This window comes from Pseudarthrobacter chlorophenolicus A6, from assembly GCF_000022025.1.
Classification (GTDB): domain Bacteria; phylum Actinomycetota; class Actinomycetes; order Actinomycetales; family Micrococcaceae; genus Arthrobacter; species Arthrobacter chlorophenolicus.
The window spans coordinates 2,802,125-2,820,070 of record NC_011886.1; the positions used below are offsets into that span (position 1 = coordinate 2,802,125).

18 protein-coding genes and 1 riboswitch are annotated in these 17,946 nt (G+C 68.0%); of the genes, 4 read left to right on the forward strand and 14 right to left on the reverse strand.

What is annotated here, in order from left to right; all coding sequences use genetic code 11:
- Positions 1-29: 29 nt before the first annotated feature.
- The 10 genes from hemL to hemE all read right to left on the reverse strand — a co-directional run bounded on the left by hemL (position 30) and on the right by hemE (position 11,156).
- Positions 30-1,361 carry a glutamate-1-semialdehyde 2,1-aminomutase gene (gene hemL, locus ACHL_RS12560; protein WP_015937662.1) on the reverse strand — a complete coding sequence of 444 codons (1,332 nt, stop codon included), beginning with the start codon at positions 1,359-1,361 and terminating at the stop codon, positions 30-32.
- Between the two features lie 76 nt (positions 1,362-1,437).
- Entirely contained in the window at positions 1,438-2,541 is a 1,104-nt protein-coding gene (locus ACHL_RS12565; protein ID WP_015937663.1) for an LLM class flavin-dependent oxidoreductase, read from the reverse strand.
- Entirely contained in the window at positions 2,538-3,521 is a 984-nt protein-coding gene (gene hemB / locus ACHL_RS12570; protein WP_015937664.1) for a porphobilinogen synthase, read from the reverse strand. Before hemB ends, ACHL_RS12565 begins: the two co-directional genes overlap by 4 nt.
- A gap of 56 nt (positions 3,522-3,577) precedes the next feature.
- On the reverse strand, positions 3,578-4,435 hold the full coding sequence (locus ACHL_RS12575) for a uroporphyrinogen-III synthase (RefSeq protein ID WP_015937665.1): 858 nt from the start codon (positions 4,433-4,435) through the stop codon (positions 3,578-3,580).
- Between the two features lie 13 nt (positions 4,436-4,448).
- The gene (gene hemC, locus ACHL_RS12580; RefSeq protein ID WP_015937666.1) at positions 4,449-5,447 is read right to left on the reverse strand and encodes a hydroxymethylbilane synthase; all 999 of its coding nucleotides are present in this window, start codon (positions 5,445-5,447) and stop codon (positions 4,449-4,451) included.
- The gene (locus ACHL_RS12585) at positions 5,444-6,709 is read right to left on the reverse strand and encodes a ferrochelatase (protein ID WP_015937667.1); all 1,266 of its coding nucleotides are present in this window, start codon (positions 6,707-6,709) and stop codon (positions 5,444-5,446) included. Before ACHL_RS12585 ends, hemC begins: the two co-directional genes overlap by 4 nt.
- Positions 6,706-7,407: a hydrogen peroxide-dependent heme synthase gene (gene hemQ / locus ACHL_RS12590; protein WP_015937668.1), complete on the reverse strand. Its 702-nt coding sequence runs from the start codon at positions 7,405-7,407 to the stop codon at positions 6,706-6,708. The genes ACHL_RS12585 and hemQ overlap by 4 nt, the downstream gene beginning before the upstream one ends.
- A 112-nt stretch (positions 7,408-7,519) precedes the next feature.
- Positions 7,520-8,488 (reverse strand): hypothetical protein, encoded by a 969-nt coding sequence (locus ACHL_RS12595; RefSeq protein ID WP_015937669.1) that lies wholly within the window; start codon positions 8,486-8,488, stop codon positions 7,520-7,522.
- A gap of 138 nt (positions 8,489-8,626) precedes the next feature.
- Positions 8,627-10,057: a protoporphyrinogen oxidase gene (gene hemG / locus ACHL_RS12600; RefSeq protein WP_015937670.1), complete on the reverse strand. Its 1,431-nt coding sequence runs from the start codon at positions 10,055-10,057 to the stop codon at positions 8,627-8,629.
- A gap of 4 nt (positions 10,058-10,061) precedes the next feature.
- Entirely contained in the window at positions 10,062-11,156 is a 1,095-nt protein-coding gene (hemE, locus tag ACHL_RS12605) for a uroporphyrinogen decarboxylase (RefSeq protein WP_043794039.1), read from the reverse strand.
- 158 nt (positions 11,157-11,314) lie between these two features.
- Between hemE and ACHL_RS12610 the strand changes: the two genes are divergently transcribed.
- Complete coding sequence (locus tag ACHL_RS12610) at positions 11,315-12,640, forward strand: glutamyl-tRNA reductase (protein ID WP_015937672.1); 1,326 nt, start codon at positions 11,315-11,317, stop codon at positions 12,638-12,640.
- A 74-nt stretch (positions 12,641-12,714) separates the two neighbouring features.
- On the opposite strand, the gene moeB is transcribed toward ACHL_RS12610, so the two are convergent.
- Positions 12,715-13,914 carry a molybdopterin-synthase adenylyltransferase MoeB gene (moeB, locus tag ACHL_RS12615; RefSeq protein ID WP_015937673.1) on the reverse strand — a complete coding sequence of 400 codons (1,200 nt, stop codon included), beginning with the start codon at positions 13,912-13,914 and terminating at the stop codon, positions 12,715-12,717.
- Positions 13,915-13,999: 85 nt separating this feature from the next.
- On the opposite strand from moeB, the gene ACHL_RS12620 reads away from it, so the two are divergent.
- From ACHL_RS12620 to ACHL_RS12630, 3 genes are read left to right on the forward strand one after another with little or no spacing between them, the layout of a single operon-like run.
- On the forward strand, positions 14,000-14,665 hold the full coding sequence (locus tag ACHL_RS12620; protein ID WP_015937674.1) for a TetR/AcrR family transcriptional regulator: 666 nt from the start codon (positions 14,000-14,002) through the stop codon (positions 14,663-14,665).
- A gap of 48 nt (positions 14,666-14,713) precedes the next feature.
- A complete protein-coding gene (locus ACHL_RS12625) occupies positions 14,714-14,938 on the forward strand; it encodes a DUF3107 domain-containing protein (protein WP_015937675.1) in 225 nt (74 codons plus the stop codon).
- 37 nt (positions 14,939-14,975) lie between these two features.
- Positions 14,976-15,278 (forward strand): hypothetical protein, encoded by a 303-nt coding sequence (locus ACHL_RS12630; protein WP_015937676.1) that lies wholly within the window; start codon positions 14,976-14,978, stop codon positions 15,276-15,278.
- Between the two features lie 98 nt (positions 15,279-15,376).
- Here the strand turns inward: ACHL_RS12630 and ACHL_RS12635 are convergent, their stop codons facing one another.
- The 3 genes from ACHL_RS12635 to ACHL_RS12645 all read right to left on the reverse strand — a co-directional run bounded on the left by ACHL_RS12635 (position 15,377) and on the right by ACHL_RS12645 (position 17,809).
- The gene (locus tag ACHL_RS12635) at positions 15,377-16,207 is read right to left on the reverse strand and encodes a thiazole synthase (RefSeq protein WP_015937677.1); all 831 of its coding nucleotides are present in this window, start codon (positions 16,205-16,207) and stop codon (positions 15,377-15,379) included.
- Between the two features lie 4 nt (positions 16,208-16,211).
- A complete protein-coding gene (thiS, locus tag ACHL_RS12640) occupies positions 16,212-16,448 on the reverse strand; it encodes a sulfur carrier protein ThiS (protein WP_015937678.1) in 237 nt (78 codons plus the stop codon).
- Entirely contained in the window at positions 16,445-17,809 is a 1,365-nt protein-coding gene (locus ACHL_RS12645; protein WP_015937679.1) for an FAD-dependent oxidoreductase, read from the reverse strand. The genes thiS and ACHL_RS12645 overlap by 4 nt, the downstream gene beginning before the upstream one ends.
- Positions 17,803-17,921, reverse strand: a riboswitch (TPP riboswitch). (Overlaps the previous gene by 7 nt.)
- Positions 17,922-17,946 lie beyond the last annotated feature (25 nt).

Below are 17,946 nucleotides of genomic sequence, written 5' to 3' on the forward strand. Positions count from 1 at the left end.
AAGCCCGGGAGCAGTGGGCGACGGCGGAACTAGCCCTGCGCGGCTGCGGCAGCCTTGGCCGCGGCGGGCAGGGCGTCGAAGATCCGGTTCATGGCCGCGTCGTCATGCGCGGCGGACAGGAACCAGGCCTCGAAGACCGACGGGGGCAGGTATACACCGGATTCCAGCATCGAGTGGAAGAACGGGGCGTAGCGGAACGCCTCCTGGCCCTGCGCATCTGCGTAGTTGTGTACCCCGTGGGCCGAGGTTCCGAACGCCACGGAAAAGAGGTTCCCGGCGAACTGGATGGAATGGTCCACGCCGGCCGCGTCCAGCGCCGAGGACAGGGCGGACGACAACTCCAGGGACCGCACGTCGATGTAGGAGTACACGTCGCGGGTCGCATGGGTCAGGGTGGCCACGCCGGCGGCCATTGCCACGGGGTTACCGGAGAGTGTGCCGGCCTGGTAGACCGGGCCGGTGGGCGCGAGGTAATCCATGACGTCGGCGCGTCCGCCCAGTGCCGCCGTCGGCATTCCGCCGCCGATGACCTTCCCGAAGGTGAGCAGGTCCGGCGTCCACGGGTCTGTGGCGTCCGGAGCGCCGCCGGTGAGCCCCCAGTAGCCGGAGTACCCGGTGCGGAACCCGGTCAGGACTTCGTCCACGATGAGCAGCGCGCCGTGCTCCCGGGTGATCCGGGAGAGGCCTAGGTTGAAGCCCTCGCCGGGCGTGACCACGCCCATGTTGGCGGGGGCTGCCTCGGTGATGACAGCCGCGATGTTGGAACCGTGGGTGGCAAACGCCTCTTTCACTGCCGCAAGGTCGTTGTAGGGCAGGACCAGGGTTTCGGCCGCGGTTGCTTCCGTGACCCCGGCCGAACCGGGCAGTGCGAGGGTTGCCACGCCGGAACCTGCAGCGGCCAGCAGCCCGTCCAGGTGGCCGTGGTAGCAGCCGGCGAACTTGATGATGAGGTTACGGCCCGTGAAACCGCGGGCCAGCCGGACGGCGGTCATGGTGGCCTCGGTGCCGGTGGAGACCATGCGCAGCCGTTCGACGGCGGGGACGCGTTCCATGACGATCTCGGCCAGGTTGGCCTCGTCCGGGGTGGAGGCTCCGAAGGACAGCCCGCGGTCCACTGCAGCGTGGACTGCGTCGAGCACGGCCGGGTGGGCGTGGCCCAGGAGGGCCGGACCCCAGGAGCACACCAGGTCCACATATTCGTTGCCGTCGGCATCCATCAGGTACGGGCCCTTGGCCGAGACCATGAACCGGGGCGTTCCGCCGACTGACCCGAAGGCCCGGACCGGCGAGTTGACCCCGCCCGGCATCAACTGACGGGCGCGGTCGAAAAGTTCCTCGTTGCGAGGGGTGCTGGAAGTCATGGTTCCTATTCTCTCAGTTTGCCGGTGCTGTCCGGTGCCGGTGCAGCCAGTTGCCGGAACGACGGGTGCCGGACAGTCAGCCGGCGAGGGCGTCTGCCACCCGGGGCGCCACCGCCGTGCCGAGCAGTTCGATGGAGCGCATCATGGCCGCATGCGGCAATGGGCCGTTGCTGTACTTGAAGTCGAAGCGGTCCACGCCCAGGTTCCGTTTCAGCTGGACGATCTTCCGCGCCACCGTGTCCGGGGAGCCGACGTACAGGGCGCCTTCCGGGGCACAGAGGGCATCAAACTCGCCGCGTCCGGCCGGACCCCAGCCGCGTTCGGCACCAAGCCGGTTGCGAAGGGCCAGCCAGTGCGAGAAGAACTCCTCACGTGCCTGCTCATCCGTGGCAGCGACGTGTCCCGGCGAGTGCGTGGCCAGCTGCTGCATGGGATGCCCGTACTTGCCCATCGCTTCGCGGTAGAGGTCCGCCAGTGGACCGAAGGCACGCGGCTGGCCACCGATGATGGCGAAGATGATGGGGTACCCGTACTGGGCGCACCGCAGGACGGATTCGGGCGTGCCGCCGACGCCGATCCAGGTAGGCAGCAGGTGGTGTTCGAGCGGCGGGTAGATACTCAGTCCGTGCAGTGACGGACGGGTCCGCCCTTCCCAGTGCACGGGTTTCTGCGCCCGCACCTTGTCAAAGAGCTCCAGCTTTTCCTCGAAGAGGACTTCGTAGTCGGCCAGGTCAAGGCCGAAGAGCGGGAAGGATTCCACGAAGGATCCCCGCCCCAGCATGACTTCGGCGCGGCCGTTCGAGATAGCGTCCACCGTGGAGAAGCGCTGGAAGACCCGGATGGGATCGTCCGAGCTCAGCACGGTCACGGCGGAGCCAAGCCGGATCCGGGACGTGCGTGCCGCGGCTGCGGCGAGGAAAACCTCCGGCGCGGACACGGCGTAGTCCTTGCGGTGGTGCTCCCCCACACCAAAGGCGTGGAGTCCGACGGCGTCTGCCAGTTCCGCCTGCTCCAGCAGCTGGCGCAGGACTTCGGCGTGCGGCTGGGGGCTGCCGTCCGGATTCACGCCGACATCGCCGAACGTGTTCAGGCCCAGAAGGATGCGGTCCCCGCCAACAGGAGCCGTTGGGGATGCGGAAGGCGATTCCGGGGCGGGCGCCTCGCCGGTAATCCCGGTCACCGGCCTTCCTTCAGCCAGCCGGCGAGCTCGGCGGCCCAATACGTCAGCACCATGTGGGCGCCCGCCCGGCGGATGCCGAGGACGGACTCGGCAATGGCTGCCCTGCGGTCGATCCAGCCGTTGGCGGCAGCGGCTTCGATCATCGCGTACTCGCCCGAGATCTGGTAGGCGGCCACCGGCACGGGGCTCATGGCGGCAACGTCAGCAACAATGTCCAGGTAGCTCATGGCCGGCTTGACCATGACGATGTCTGCGCCTTCCGCGAGGTCCAGTTCAACCTCGCGCAGCGCCTCGGTGCGGTTGCCGGCGTCCATCTGGTAGGTCCGCCGGTCGCCCTTGAGCTGCGAGTCCACGGCCTCCCGGAACGGGCCGTAGAAGGCCGAAGCGTATTTCGCCGAGTAGGCGATCACGGAGGTGTTGGCGTGGCCGGCGTCGTCGAGGGCGGCCCGGATGGCGGCGATCTGGCCGTCCATCATGCCTGACGGCCCCAGCATGTGGGCGCCCGCCTCGGCCTGTGCAACGGCCATCCTGGCGTAGATCTCCACGGTGCGGTCGTTGTCAACGTACCCGTCGGCGTCGAGCACTCCACAGTGGCCGTGGTCGGTGAATTCATCCAGGCAGACATCGCTCATGATGACCAGGTCGTCGCCCACTTCGGCACGAACGTCGCGGATGGCTTTGTTCAGGACACCCTGCGGGTCGAGGGAGGCGGTCCCTTCGGCGTCTCGGGTTTCCGGGATGCCGAAGAGCATGATGCCGCCCAGGCCAAGTTCAACCGCCTCGGCCGCAGCACGTTTCAGGGAGTCGCTGGTGTGCTGCACCACCCCTGGCATGGACGTAATGGGGTTCGGCTCGGTGATCCCTTCGCGGATGAAGGCCGGAAGGATGAGTTCGGCCGAAGCCAGCCGGGTTTCGGCGGTGAGCCGGCGCATGGCGGGGGTGGTGCGCAGGCGGCGGGGGCGTTGGCTGGGGAAAGTCATGGATGCGGTCCTTCAGGTTGTTGCGTGGGTGCTGCTGCGGCCGGGTGTGTGCCCGGTCAGGGCGGGGTAAGGGCCTTCACGACGGCGGCCACCAGCCCGTCCGGTGTGGGTTCGTCCGCCACCGCGGCCACGGGCAGGTCCAGCGCGGCTGCCTGGTCCGCCGTCGAACGTCCGATGGCCACGAGCCGGCAACCGCCCAACGGCGACAGGGAGGCAATGCGGCGCACTGCGCTCGGCGATGCCGCCACCACGGCGGAGATTCTCCCGCCGGCGATTTCAGCCGCTGCGGCTTCGGGCGTGAGCAGCGTGTACGACGCCGTCGCCTGGCCTGCGCCGCCGTCTTCAGGCTGCATGGCGAGCCTACGATCCGCTGCCGCCGGGAAGTCGACCGTGCGGTAGAACGTTACGGCGGTGACGTCGCTGCCTTTTCGAAGTCCGTCGGCCAGCGTGGCGGCGGCAATGTCGGCCTGGGGCAGCAGGACCCTGCCACCTCCGGTCCAGGCTTCCAGGAGGCCGGCGGCCGACTGTTCCCCGGCCGGCGTCAGTTCCACTGCCAGGCCATGGGATTCCAGGATTCTGCGGGTGGCGGGGCCGATCGCGCCGATCCGGGTGGCCGGTGGAACCAAGCGGGCCAGTTCCAGCCCGCGTTCCGCTGCCTTTTCCATCAGGACGTGGACAGTGGTGGCGCTGCTGACCACCAGCCAGTCGAAGGCACCCGCCGCCAGGGCGTCGCAGGCGACATCCAGGGCGTGCTGGTCCGGTGCGCGTTCGAAGTCGATCAGCGGCAGCAGGACCGGCGTGGCTCCTGCCCCGGCCAGCGCCTGGACAAGCGCCGCGGACCGTTCCGGGCTGCGGGTCACCAGGACCCGGGTTCCGCTGAGGGGTCCGTCCTTGCCGGGTGCGCTGGAAGGCATCGTCATGGCCTGGTCAGGAGGCCTGCAGGTCGGCGATGTCGGCGGCGCCGCCGGCGAGGAGGACTTCGGCCAGTTCGATGCCCAGCAGTGTGGCGCCCACTTCCGTGAGCCCATCCGTGGCGCGTTTGTCCCGGACGGAGGCTTTCCCGTCCACGGCACACACCACGGCTTCCAGGTGCAGCATGCTGCCCTTGCGGTACGCGTAGGCACCGACGGGAGCCGCGCAGCCGGCTTCGAGCCTGGCCAGCAGGGCGCGTTCGGCGGTGACGGCCAGGCGGGTGTCGGGGTCGTCGAGGGCGGCCAGGGCCTGCGCCAGCACTTCCTGGGATCCCTCTGTTGATCCGGGTTTGCGGGGCGCGTCGGCGGTCCGGGACTCGATGGCCAGCGACCCCTGGCCTGCGGCCGGGAGCATCACGTCGGGCTCAAGGTATTCGCTGACTGCATCCAGCCTGCTGATCCGTTCGAGACCTGCGGCGGCCAGCACCACGGCATCAAGGTCGCAGGATTTCCCGGGAACAACTTCGTTGGTGGCGTTGCCCGGCAGTCCCGGCACGCGGCCCAAACGGGTGTCCACGTTGCCGCGGATATCCACGATCTCCAGGTCTGCGCGCGCAGCCCGCAACTGTGCCGCGCGCCGCGGCGAACCCGTTCCCACCTTGGCGCCTGCGGGAAGATCCGCGAGCTTGAGCCCGTCCCGTGCGCACAATACGTCGCGGACGTCCACGCGCTTGGGCGTCGCCGCGAGGCTGAGGCCAACGGCGGCACCCGTGGGCAAATCCTTCAGTGAGTGCACGGCAACGTCGCATTCGTTCCGCAGCAGGGCATCGCGCAGGGCAGCCACGAAGACGCCCGTGCCACCCATCTGCGAAAGCGGTCCGGTGAGGACGTCGCCGTCGGTCCGGATGTGGACGAGCTCCACGGGGAAGCCTCCGACGGCGGCAAGCTGGTCCGCGGTCTGCTGCGTCTGGGTCAGGGCAAGCTTGCTGGCCCTGGTACCGATGCGGACAGTCACAGCTGCGCTGCTTCCCCGGACTGGCCGGACGAGGTTGCGGATCCGGCAGCGGGATACGGGTCGTGCCCGGTGCCGACGGTGGTGTCTGCCCCTGCGATGGTCGGCTTCTCGCCACGGAAGTTTGCGCAGCAGCCGGGCCGGCACACGTCGTACCAGGGTCCAAGGCCGGTCAGCGCCGGGCGGTCGCTGATGTTGTTGGCCAGCGTGCGTTCGGAGATCAGGTCCACCAACCCGTTGACGAACTTCCGGTGCGTGCCCGGAGTGGGGACCCGGGTAGCAGCCAACCCAAGGTTGGCACAGGTTTCCAGGGCCTCCGTGTCCAGGTCCCAGACCACCTCCATGTGGTCGCTGACGAAGCCGAGCGGGACGATGACGATTCCCTTGGTTCCCTTGCCTGCGAGTTCCTCGATGGCGTCGTTGATGTCCGGTTCGAGCCACGGCACATGCGGGGCACCGGACCGCGACTGGTACACCAGGGACCAGTCCGCGGTAAGTCCGGATTCTTCCGTCACGCGCTCCATCACAGCAGCGGCCGTGGCAAGGTGCTGCGCCACGTAGGCGGAGCCGTCCTCGAATTCACGCGGTTCACCCTCCGACCGGCCTGCGGCCTCGGCGTCCCGGGTGGGGATGGAGTGCGTTGCAAACAGGATCTGGACCGGAGCGTCGGGGGTCCCGGCCTCGGTCAGCTTTGCACGGACCTCGGCGAGACCTGCAGCGGTGCCCTCAATGAACGGCTCCACGAAACCGGGGTGGTCGAAGTACTGGCGGACCTTGTCCACTTCGAGGCGGCCGTCAAGGCCGGTTTCCGTCAGGGCCATGCCGATGTCCTCGCGGTACTGGCGGCAGCTGGAGTAACAGGAGTAGGCACTGGTGGTGACCATCAGCAGGCGGCGGTGCCCGGCGTCGTACGCGTCCTGCAGCGTCTCCGGGATGTACGGCGCCCAGTTGCGGTTGCCCCACAGCACGGGCAGTTCGATGCCGCGGGCAGCGAGCTCAGCCTCGAGCGCAGCTTTCAGCTCGCGGTTCTGCTGGTTGATGGGGCTGATGCCGCCGTTGGCGCGGTAGTGGTGCGAAACTTCCTCGAGCCGTTCGTCGGGGATGCCGCGGCCGCGGGTGACGTTGCGGAGGAACGGGATGACGTCGTCCTGGCCCTCGGGCCCGCCGAAGGAGGCGAGGAGTACAGCGTCGTAGTTCTTGGGAGCCATGCGTCCGGCTTCGGTGACCGGGTTGACGGCGGTGGTCTGGGGGTCGAGCGGGCTCATGCGAGTACCTCTGCTACTTCTTCGGCGGAGACCCGGCGTCCGGTATAGAACGGGATCTCTTCACGGACATGGTTCCGCGCCTCGGTGGCGCGGAGGTGGCGCATAAGGTCGACGAGGTCAACCAGTTCGGGAGCCTCCAGACCAAGGATCCACTCCCAGTCGCCGAGGGCGAAGGAGGAAACGGTGTTGGAGATGACCTGGGGGAAGTCCCGGCCCAGCAGCCCGTGGTCACGGAGCATCTTGCCCCGTTCGGCGTCGGGCAGGATGTACCACTCGTAAGAGCGGACGAACGGGTAGACGCATAGCCATTCGGCCGGGGCGACGCCGCGTGAGTACGCCGGGGTGTGGTTCTTCGCAAACTCTGCCTCGCGGTGGACACCCATGGCGGACCAGACAATCTCCGTACCTGCGAACAGGTCGCTGCGGCGGATGTCGCGGATGGCCTGCTGCAGGGCCTCCGGCTTGGGGCCGTGGAGCCACACCATGACGTCCGCGTCGGCGCGCATGGCCGAGACGTCGTAACTGCCGCGGTGCGTGACGCCGGCGGCCGCGAGCCGTTCCAGCAGCGTCTCGAAGTCAGCTGCAGCATCGGCGCTGCGGGCAACCTGCCCGGACCGCTTGAAGACCGTCCAGAGGGTGAAGAACTGCTCGGCTGATTCTTCGGTTTTAGTGACAGATTCGGCAGAAGTGTGGCTCATGGTTACAAGTTTGCCCCTTCGCTACCCCCAAGTCGAAACCGGAGAGTTCTACAACCTGTAGAAGTGCTTAATGTCACAGACGCCGCATCGTCCGGCGCCGGATGACTGGCGGTCAGGGCTTGCGAAGACGCAGGTAAACGAGTCCTGCGGCGCCACCCACCGCTACCAGGCCAATGCCCAGCCACACCACGGCGGTCTGCATTTCTGACTGCACCGGAGTGAGTGTGCCGGTGCTGCGCACAGTGCTACTGGCAGCGGCACTGCCGGGCAATGTCGCGGCCCGTGGCACGCGGGTATCCGCGACCCGCTCGGGACCCTTGGCAGCGGACACCAGACGGTCCACGCCCGCCGATCCGGCAGTATCCCAAGCGCCACCGGCGGCAGCGTTGCTGCCGGGAACAGCTTCGGCCAGTGGGGCTGCGCCTTCCGTGGACGAGGGCTGGGCAACTGCCGGCGCAGCAGCGGGTGCGGGAACCTGCGGTGCCTGCGCCAGGGGAACGACCGCACCCTGCCGGGCCGCCTGTTCGGGGACGGCTGGGGATTGGCGGGTTTCCGGTGCGGCCGGAATGGTGGCGGCAGGTGCCGGGTCGGTTGCCGCGGAGGTAGTGGGGGTGCCTGACGGCAGCGGAAGGGGCAGGTCCGGAAGCGGAACCGGAGGAAGGGTCACGGCCGGCGCGGTCAGTGAGCCGGCGGTGGACGTGGGGGCAACGGTAGCGGTGGCCGTGGCCGTGGGGGCAACAGTGGCCGTCGCCGCGGCCGTCAGGGACGCCTGCACTGCCGGAACCAGCGACGCCGGCACCGGGATTCCCGCGGAAGCTGGAGTCCGCCGTCGGGTGTCCTTGGCGGCTGCTGTTTCATGGGATTCGCCGGATACCCTGGCTGCCCCGGGGCCGGCAGTAAGGGACACCCCCACGGGCAGGAAACCCGCGTCAAGCGTGGCCGACGCTCTGCTGTCGCCGGGGTCAAGAGTCCCCTGGTCTGCCTGGGACGCCTGCACGCCGGTGGTGAGAACCAGTACCGCTCCGACTGCCGCTGCTGCTGCGCTGCGTCGGATTCCCCCATGGATACCGGTCCGGGACATTGAAAGCTCGGACCTGTGTTGAACCATGGTCATCGACCCTAACCAAAGCCGGCCGGGAAAGGGAAGTTTGCAACCGCCGCCGCCATATGCGCGGCCTGGCCCCGGGACTGCGGCTACCCGCTTGACCAGCGGCGATGGTCAGGACAGCAGGTTTCGGAGCTGTGTCCGGGTGTCGGACACCACGGCTGCAAGACCGTTTCCGGCCACCCAGCCGCCCACCACGGCCAGGGCGCCGGTGGCAGAGCAGGCTTCGCGGATGGACGCTACCCGGGCACGGTGCCCCACCGCCGCAAACGGCAGCGAGCCGCGCCAGCGGACCACGTCCCAGTCCACGACGTCGCTGCGCTGGATGGGAACTTCCAGCAGTGCCGAAGCGTCGCGCAGGGCGGCTGCAAGCAGTTCCTCATCGGTCTCCGGACGGCGCTGCTTCTCTGGCGCGCCGTCGCCGTCGGCCCGCCCGTAGGACAGCCGCACCACGTGCCGGCCCGGCCCGGCAGCTTCCCGCAGCCATTCCCATTTGCCGGTGGCGTGCGTCAACGCCTTCGCACCGATGCCCGGCGTTTGCGGCGCCACCAGGACGCCGGTTCCGCGCGGGCGACTATCAAGCGCCGCTTTGCCAATGACCAGGGTCACCAGCTTCACGTCCGGGCCCGCGCCGGGCTTCTTACCTGCGATTCCCGGCACGGACGGCGCCAGGAGGTCGACGGCGGCGGGCCCGTCGGTGGCCACCACCAGGACGGTTGCGTTGTAGGTTGTTTCTCCGGCGGTTACCCGCCATCCCCCGGACGTCCGGTCCGCGGAGTCGGCGTGAGTGCCGGTCAGGAGCTGCACTCCCCTGGCGGCGAGGTCCGCCACCAGCGCGTCGGTCAGCGTATGCATCCCGCCCTTGAGTCCGGCGACGGCGGAGCCGGCTTTTGCGGGGGCGCCGGCCTTGCCACGGCGCTGCGCGGAAACCGCGGCAGCGAGCGAACCCTCCCGGCGCAGTCCGGCACGGAGGCCGGGCGCCACCATGTCGACGTCGAGCATCCCGGGGTCCGCCGAGTGCACGCCCCCCACCACGGGAGCCACCAGCCGTTCCAGGACGCGCTTGCCCATCCGCGCGCGGACCAGCGCAGCCACGCTGGTCACGTCCGCGCCGGCACCTACTGACGCCGGCAGGAAGCGGTCCGCTGAGGCCCGGAGCGCACCGAGCAGGCCCAGGGAGCGCCGGACTTCCGGGTCCCACGGATTGGCCGGAATCCCCAGGACCCCGGTCTTGGGGAGCTCGCGGGGGCCTTCGGGCAGCTGAACCCAGGCGCCGCCCGGCCGGGGCTGCACGATGTTGGCGTCCAGGGCGAGTTCGGCGGCGAGGGATGCAACGGCGTCGGACCGGGTGGCGAACGATTCCGCTCCGCTGTCCAGGCTGATCCCGGCGACAGTATGGCTGCCGACGCAGCCGCCCCAGGCGCCGCTTTCCTCAAGCACCGTCACCTGGTAGCCGGCTGCGGCAAGTTCCCTGGCGGAGAGCAGGCCGGATATTCCCCCGCCCACCACCAGCGCCTGGCTGGTTGCTGCCGGTGAGCTGTCCACGCGGCTACTCCGGGGAGATGGAGTGGATGAGCTTAACCACGCGGGTCAGGACGTCCGGGTCGGTTTCCGGCGGGACGCCGTGGCCGAGGTTGAGGACGTGGCCTGGAGCCCCGGCCCCTGCGGCAATAACTTCGCGGACGTGCGCTTCGAGGACGTCCCACGGAGCCGACAGGAGGGCGGGGTCAATGTTCCCCTGCAGCGGTACGGAGCCGCCCAACCGGCGGTTGGCTTCGTCGAGCGGCAGGCGGTAGTCCACGCCCACAACGTCCACCCCGACGTCGCGCATGGCAACGAGGAGTTCCGAGGTGCCGGTTCCGAAGTGGATCAGCGGCGCCCCAAGGTGGCGGACGTGGTCAAGGGCACGGGACGACGCCGACGCTACGAACCGCTGGTAGTCAGCAAGGCCCAGCGAGCCTGCCCAGGAATCGAAGAGCTGGCCCGCGGACGCGCCTGCTTCGAGCTGGGCGCGCAGGAAGAGCCCGGAAGCGTCGGCAGCCCAGTTGGCCAGGGCGTTCCAGGTTTCCGGATCGGCGTGCATCATGGTGCGCGGGCCCAGATGGTCGCGTGAGGGCTTGCCTTCCACCATGTAGGCGGCCAGGGTGAACGGGGCGCCGGCGAAACCGATCAGCGGCGTTTTGCCCAGTTCGGCAACGGTAAGCCGGACGGCTTCCCGGATGGGTTCCAGGGCTTCCCAAGTCAGCTTCGGGAGGGCGGCCACGTCCACTGCGGTACGGACGGGCTTGTCCAGTACGGGGCCGACGCCGGGGACAATGTCCACGCCCACGCCGGCCAGTTTGAGGGGGATCACAATGTCAGAGAAGAAGATGCCCGCGTCCACGTCGTGCCGGCGGACGGGCTGAAGGGTGATCTCCGAGGCCAGTTCGGGCCGGAGGCAGGAGTCCAGCATGGCGATGCCTTCGCGGACCTTCAGGTATTCCGGCAGCGAACGCCCGGCTTGCCGCATGAACCAGACGGGGCGGCGGGACGGCTTGCCGCCCCGGTAAGCCGTGATCAGCGGGGAGTCTGCGGTGCGGCCATCCATGAGCGGATGGTCTGCGGCGAGTGTGCCGGCAGCGGAGACGGCGGGGCTAGGAGTCATGCCTTCGATTGTGCCCAAAATCAGGCGCAAAAGATAACGACAGGCTGTCACGGACAGGCGCCGCCGCCGCCCGGTGGCAGGAATCACAGCCCGTCACAGGCCCTCTTCGGCTCAGCCATTGTTCTACGGAGCTGCGAAAAAGCTATGATAGGTCTGCTGTGGTTCTTTTTTCATTGGTGGCTACACACGCCGACATCGATCTTGAGACCGTTGCTCAGTTGAGCAACGGTTCCTCCGGGATTGCCGCTTCCGTCCTGTCCGGTTCGCCGGCAGTGTCCGGCGCCGTGGTCCTGGCAACCTGCAACAGGTACGAAATTTACGGCGAGGCGCCGAACACGGACGACGTCGAGGCCGCCCGCGCTGCCCTCGTGGCCCAGATCAGTGCACAGAGCGGGCTCGCCGAACCACTCGTGTCCCGCTCCTTCAGCACCCGGACCGGCCCCGAAGTGACCCGGCACCTCTTCGCCGTGAGCGCGGGACTGGATTCCGCCGTCGTGGGCGAGCGCGAAATCGCCGGCCAGGTGCGGCGCGCCCTGATCACCGCCCAGCATGAAGGCACTGCCAGCTCCGGGCTGGTCCGGCTTTTCCAGGCCGCTTCCAAGACCGCCAAGGATGTAGGCGCCCAGACCGCACTTGGTTCGCGGGGCCTGTCCATCGTGTCCGTGGCCCTGGACCTCGCAACAGACCTCTCCGAAAACCCTGACTGGTCTGCGAAGAAGGTTGTCGTTTTTGGAACCGGTGCGTACGCCGGCGCCACCATGGCGTTGCTGCGTGAACGCGGCTGCACCGACGTGTCGGTCTTCTCCTCGTCCGGCCGCGCCGAAGGATTCGTCGCAACCCGGGGCGGCACCGCCCTGGATGCCGACTCGCTCCGCCCGGCCGTGGCCGCGGCGGATGTCATGATCGGCTGCAGCGGTTCCGATACCCGCGTGGAAGCTGACGAACTGGCGCAGGTGCGCGCCGGCTCCGCCCAGCCGCTGATCGCCATTGACCTTGCCCTCACCCACGACTTCGATCCCGCCGTGGGCGAACTGAATGGCGTGGAACTGCTGACGCTCGAATCCGTCCGCCTCGCGGCTCCGCAGGAGCAGGCCGAATCCCTGGCGCAGGCCAGCGGCATCGTCAAGGGCGCCGCCAAGGCTTTCGAGCAGGAACGCGAAGCCCGGTCCGTGGACTCGGCCATCGTGGCCCTCCGCCGGCACACCATGGACGTCCTGGACGCCGAAATGGAAAAGGTCCGTGCCCGGCACGGCTGCACTGCAGCGGCCGAGGAAGTGGAGTTTGCCCTGCGCCGGATGGTCAAGCAGCTGCTGCACGTTCCCACGGTCCGCGCCCGCGAGCTCGCCGCAAACGGGCAGCAGGACGACTACGTGGCGGCCCTCGAAGCGCTCTACGGCATCACCGTGGAACAACCCGGAACAGCGGCCCCGGCAGCCGGCCAGGCGGAATGCCCCGTGGACCACAAGGGCCTCGAAAGCGCCTGACCCACCGCCACTTGCCCTATCAGATATGGCTCCTAAACCACTGGTTTAGGAGCCATATCTGATAGGGCAACGGATCAGTAGACGGGCTTTTGCGGCTCCACCTCACGCACCCAGGAAAGAATGCCCCCGTCGAGGTGGCTCACGCGCCGGTACCCTGCCTTCTGCGCCGCGGCCAGGACATTCGCCGAGCGGGTGCCCGCCTTGCACAGGAACACAATGTCCCGGTCCTGCGGCATCTCTGCCCAGGCATCTCCCGCCAGGATCCTTCCCTGCGGAATCAGTACGGCACCGTCGATCCGGACGATCTCAAACTCACCCGGCTCGCGGACGTCCACCAGGTCGAAGTCCTTCAGGCCGGCTTTCCGGGACGCCAGCATGGTGGCGAGCTGGGCAGCGGTGACAGTGTGTTCGGTGTCCGCAGGCGCCTGGGGCGCTATACCGCAGAACGCCTCGTAGTCAGTCAGTTCGGTGATGGGTGACGCGGCCGGGTCCTTAGACACACGGATCTCACGCCAGCTGCCGCCCAGGGCGTCGTACAGCGCCACCCGCCCCAGCAGGGAACGGCCGACGCCGGTAATGAGCTTCACTGCCTCAGTCACCATCAGCGATCCCACGGCCGCGCACAGCATGCCGAAGACGCCGCCCTCACCGCAGGAGGGAACAGAGCCAGCGGGGGGCGCCTCAGGGTAGAGGTCGCGGTAGGTGGGTCCGTGCTTTTCCCAGAAGACGCTGACCTGGCCGTCGAACCGGAAGATTGAGCCCCAGACGTAAGGCTTTCCCAGGATCGCAGCGGCATCATTGACCAGGTAGCGGGTGGCGAAATTGTCTGCGCCGTCCAGGATGAGGTCGTAATCGGCGAACAGTTCCAGCGCGTTGGAAGCGTCCAGCCGGACCCGGTGCAAACGGACGTCCACGAGTGGATTCAGGGCAGCGATTGCGTCCCGCGCCGATTCGATCTTCGGCCGGCCCACATCTGACACGCCGTGGATGACCTGGCGCTGAAGGTTGCTCAGGTCCACGGCGTCGTCGTCGATGATCCCCAAGGTTCCAACGCCTGCGGCGGCGAGGTACAGCAACGCGGGCGATCCCAGTCCGCCGGCGCCAATGACCAGTACTTTCGCGTTCTTGAGCCGCCGCTGCCCTTCCGATCCGATCTCCGGAATGATGAGGTGCCGGGAATACCGTTCCACCTCTTCAGAGGTGAGTTCCGCGGCAGGTTCCACCAAGGGATCAAGGGAAACTGCTGAAACATTTGCGGTGAACGTCGAAGCCATACTTCAATGTATGCCCCGGGGTACCGCCGGGTCATATTACCCCGCAGTAAAGTAGGGGGTAACTGCAATGGAAAGAAGGACAACTGTGGTCCATGAAGCACGGGCTGACCGCCCGCCGGCAGCCGAACCGCAAAATTCCTCGCGACCGGCAGGACAACGGTCGGCCCGGCTGCCCCGCGATGAACGGCGGGCCCAGCTTCTTTCCGCAGCGCAGGAAGTCTTCGTGGCGAACGGTTACCACGGGGCCGCCATGGACGAGATCGCTGAGACCGCCCATGTGAGCAAGCCGGTCCTGTACCAGCACTTTCCGTCCAAACGCGAGCTGTACCTGGCCCTTCTGGACAGCCACCTAGCGTCCCTGACCGAGCTCATGCTGGGGGCGCTGAACTCCACCACAGACAATAAGGAACGCGTCCAGGCGGTCATGCGGGCGTACTTCCGTTTCATTGCCAGCGACGACCAGGCCCACCGGCTGGTCTTCGAGTCCGATCTCGTCAACGATCCCGACGTCAGTTCCCGCCTGGAAACTTTCAACCGGACCTTTGCCGATGCCATTGCTCGGGTGATTGCCGGGGACACCAAGCTGCCCCACCTCGAAGCGGAATTGCTGGGCCGCGGCCTTGCGGGGATGGCTCAGGTCAGTGCCCGGTACTGGCTGGAAACGGACGGCAACCTGGACCTCGATGTGGCCAGCGACCTGATCTACCGTTTAGCTTGGCGCGGAATCTCTCGCTTCCCCAAAGAGTCCTAGACTACAAATAGACCATCATCAAAGAACCTGACCGGCTGGGAGGCCCCTGTGGAAATTAAGATCGGCGTGCAGAACGTTGGCCGCGAGATCGTCCTGGAATCAAACCAGGATGCGGAAACCGTGGCCAAGGTTGTGGGAGAAGCCATCAAGGGCGGCAGCGAACTGCGCCTAACCGATGACAAGGGGCGCCTGATCATTGTTCCCGGCAACGCCCTGGGCTACGTGGAAATCGGCGCCGAAGAAGTCCGGCGCGTAGGATTCGGCCAGTTCTAGCACCGGCCGGAACAGCCCCGCTTCCCGGAGGAGACCCATGCTTTCCCTGATCATTGTTGTGCTGGCCACTGTCGCAGCCGGCTTCATTGTCTGGGCCAATGACAAGCGTCATGCCAAGTATGGCGCCGGCCTTCCGGCCGGCGTGGCCGCAGGGGTGGGCGCACTGAGCTGGATCATCCTGATGGCGGCCGGGTTCGGTTACCTTCCAGGGAGGACGTGGATTCCCTGGGTGCTGCCCATCGTGCTGGGCGCGGCGGCATCCGTTGGGGCGGTGCTAGTTCTTGGCCGCAACCGGACAAGGAACGATACCCATCGGCTGACCGCCATCCTGAGGCGTTAGCCCCCGGAGACGGATGTGGCCGCCACCTTCAACGGTGGCGGCCACTGCCGTTTAAGCGGGCAGTCCCCCAAGAGCCGCAGTCCCTGAAGCATCACTGGCTAAAGGAACTCGGCCCGGCCCTCCATGGCGGACGATGCCAGCGCGTGCTCGCGGCGGGGAATGCGCCCCGCCTCCTTCGCCAGCCGCCCGGCGATGACGGCGTGCTTAAACGCCTCACCCATCAGCGCCGGGTTCTGGGCACGGGTCACCGCCGTGGCCAGCAGGACAGCGTCGCACCCGAGTTCCATGGCCAGCGCTGCGTCAGATGCGGTGCCGATCCCCGCGTCCAGGACCACGGGCACGTTGGCGCGGGAAACGATCAGTTCGATGTTGTGCGGGTTCAGTATCCCCAGCCCCGTACCGATCGGAGATCCCAATGGCATCACTGCGGTGGCGCCGAGGTTTTCCAGCCGGAGGGCCAGGACGGGGTCGTCATTGGTGTAGGCAAAGACTTTGAAGCCGCGGTTGACCAGCTGTTCAGTGGCGTCCACCAGTTCAACGGCATCCGGCAGGAGCGTGTGTTCGTCTGCGATGACCTCGAGCTTCACCCAGTCGGTCTCCAGCGCTTCCCGGGCCAGTTCGGCGGTCAGGACGGCGTCCCTGGCAGTGAAGCAGCCGGCCGTGTTGGGCAGGACCCGGATCCCGTGGTCCACCAGCAGTTGGAACAGGGAGCCGGATTCTGCGGGCGAGTAGCGCCGCATGGCCACCGTGGTGAGGGATGTTCCGGAGGCCACCAGCGCGGCACCCAAACCATCCAGGCTGGGCGCGCCCCCCGTCCCCATGATGAGCCTTGACTCCAGTGCGACGCCGTCGATGACGAGGGCGCCAGGCCCGGTGGGCGCCGCGGAGGTAATGGTGGCCGGTTCGGAAACGGTGCCCGCTTCGGTCATGGTGTCAGCCTCCCTGTACTGCGGTGACAAGTTCAACGTCGTCTCCGTCGGCGAGCGCGGTGCCGTGCCACTGGCTGCGGGGCACCACTGCGGAATTGTGCGCTACGGCCACGCCCAGCCTTCGTCCGTCGGTAGCCTGGCCGTCGGCCGCGAGCGCGCGCCCGGTCACTTCGCTGACCAATGCCGTGATGGACGCACCGTCCGCCACGGTGCGGGGTGCCCCGTTCAGGGTGATGTTCATGCTGTCTCCTTGATGTTGAAGCTGGGTGCCTGGATCCGGCCTGAAAAGCGGTCCGGACTGAAAGGCTGCCACCGGGGGTCTGCCTTTCCGTCCATTAGGTCGCGGCAGACGGCGGCCGCGGCCGGGGTGAGGAGGACCCCGTGGCGGAAGAATCCTGTGGCCACGATGAGTCCGGGGATATGCGATGAACCGCCGTCTCCCCCGTCCACGGGCACCCTGCCCAGCAGCGGGGCATTGTCCGGGGTGGCCGGGCGGGCCCGCGCGGTGCATTCGAGCAGCTCCAGCTCTGCAACCGCGGGCACCAGTGCCTGGGCGTCGCGGAGCAGCTGGTATACGCCGCCCGCGGACACCGGACTGGCAGGTGCCGCACCGGCCGGCACAGCACTGGACGTGGCTCCGGCTCCCGCCAGTGCGTCCTCCCGTTGGGTGGCTCCGATGACCACGGTTCCGTCCCCGCGTGGAACCAGGTAGACGGGCACGCCGCGGACCAGCCCGCGGACGGTGGACGTCAGCAGAGGCTGCAGGTGTTGGGGGACCGCCAGCCGCAGGATGTCGCCGTGCACGGGGCGCAACGGTAACCGGAGTCCCTCCGGCAGGTTGCCGAGGGAGCCCGCTGCCATACCGTTGGCCACCACCGTTTCGCCGGCGAGGACCAGTCCGCCTCCCGAAAGCCGGACACCGGCCACGGCGCCACCCGCCCACTCCAGTGCCGACGCGCGGTCTGCCACGGCGAAGCCGTCCACGGCTCCGGTGACGGCAGTGCCGGCAACCGCAGGGCCGGGAACGCTGCTGCCGGCCGGCAGGTGATTGGCCAAGGCAGCCCGGAAGCACTCCACGAGTCGTCGGGGATCCACCTGGTGGTCCGCCGGGGTATCCAGTGCGCAGGCGATGCCTGGGCTGAGCAGCGGTTCCCGGCGCCGGGCCTCCCGGACCGTGAGCGGCTCCACAGCGAGTTTGTTCGCCTGCTGCACGCCGCGCAGGTCCATCAGTGCCTGCCGGTCCGCGGCGTCGGCGCCAATGGTGAGGGTCGGCGTCGTCAGGTACCCGCAACCGCGGCCTGAGGCGCCGGCGAGGTCCGCCGCGAACTGCGGCCAGCGCTCCGATGCATCCAGCATGAGGGCCAGGAGCTCTTCCTCCTGGTAATGCAGCTCGCTGACGGGGGCCAGCATGCCTGCCGCTGCCCAGCTGGCTCCGGATCCCGGTGCATCATCGATCAGCACTACGGACCGGCCTGAGCGCCTGGCCTCCCAGGCGATGCCGTGGCCAATGACGCCCGCGCCGATTACTGCTACGTCGGCTGATATTGCCTGGCCAATGCCGGGCCCTGCGATGGCGCCCGGAGGGCTTTCGGGAATGCCCATGGTGTCTCCTTCCCTACGCCGGCATTAACCGGATCAGGTCAAGCGGTCGGCTCTGACGCCCTCTCAGCCCGGCGCTTTGTGACAGCTGCCGCGGGCTCCCGCAGTACGAGGCAAGTGTAGAGGAACTAGGCTTGCAG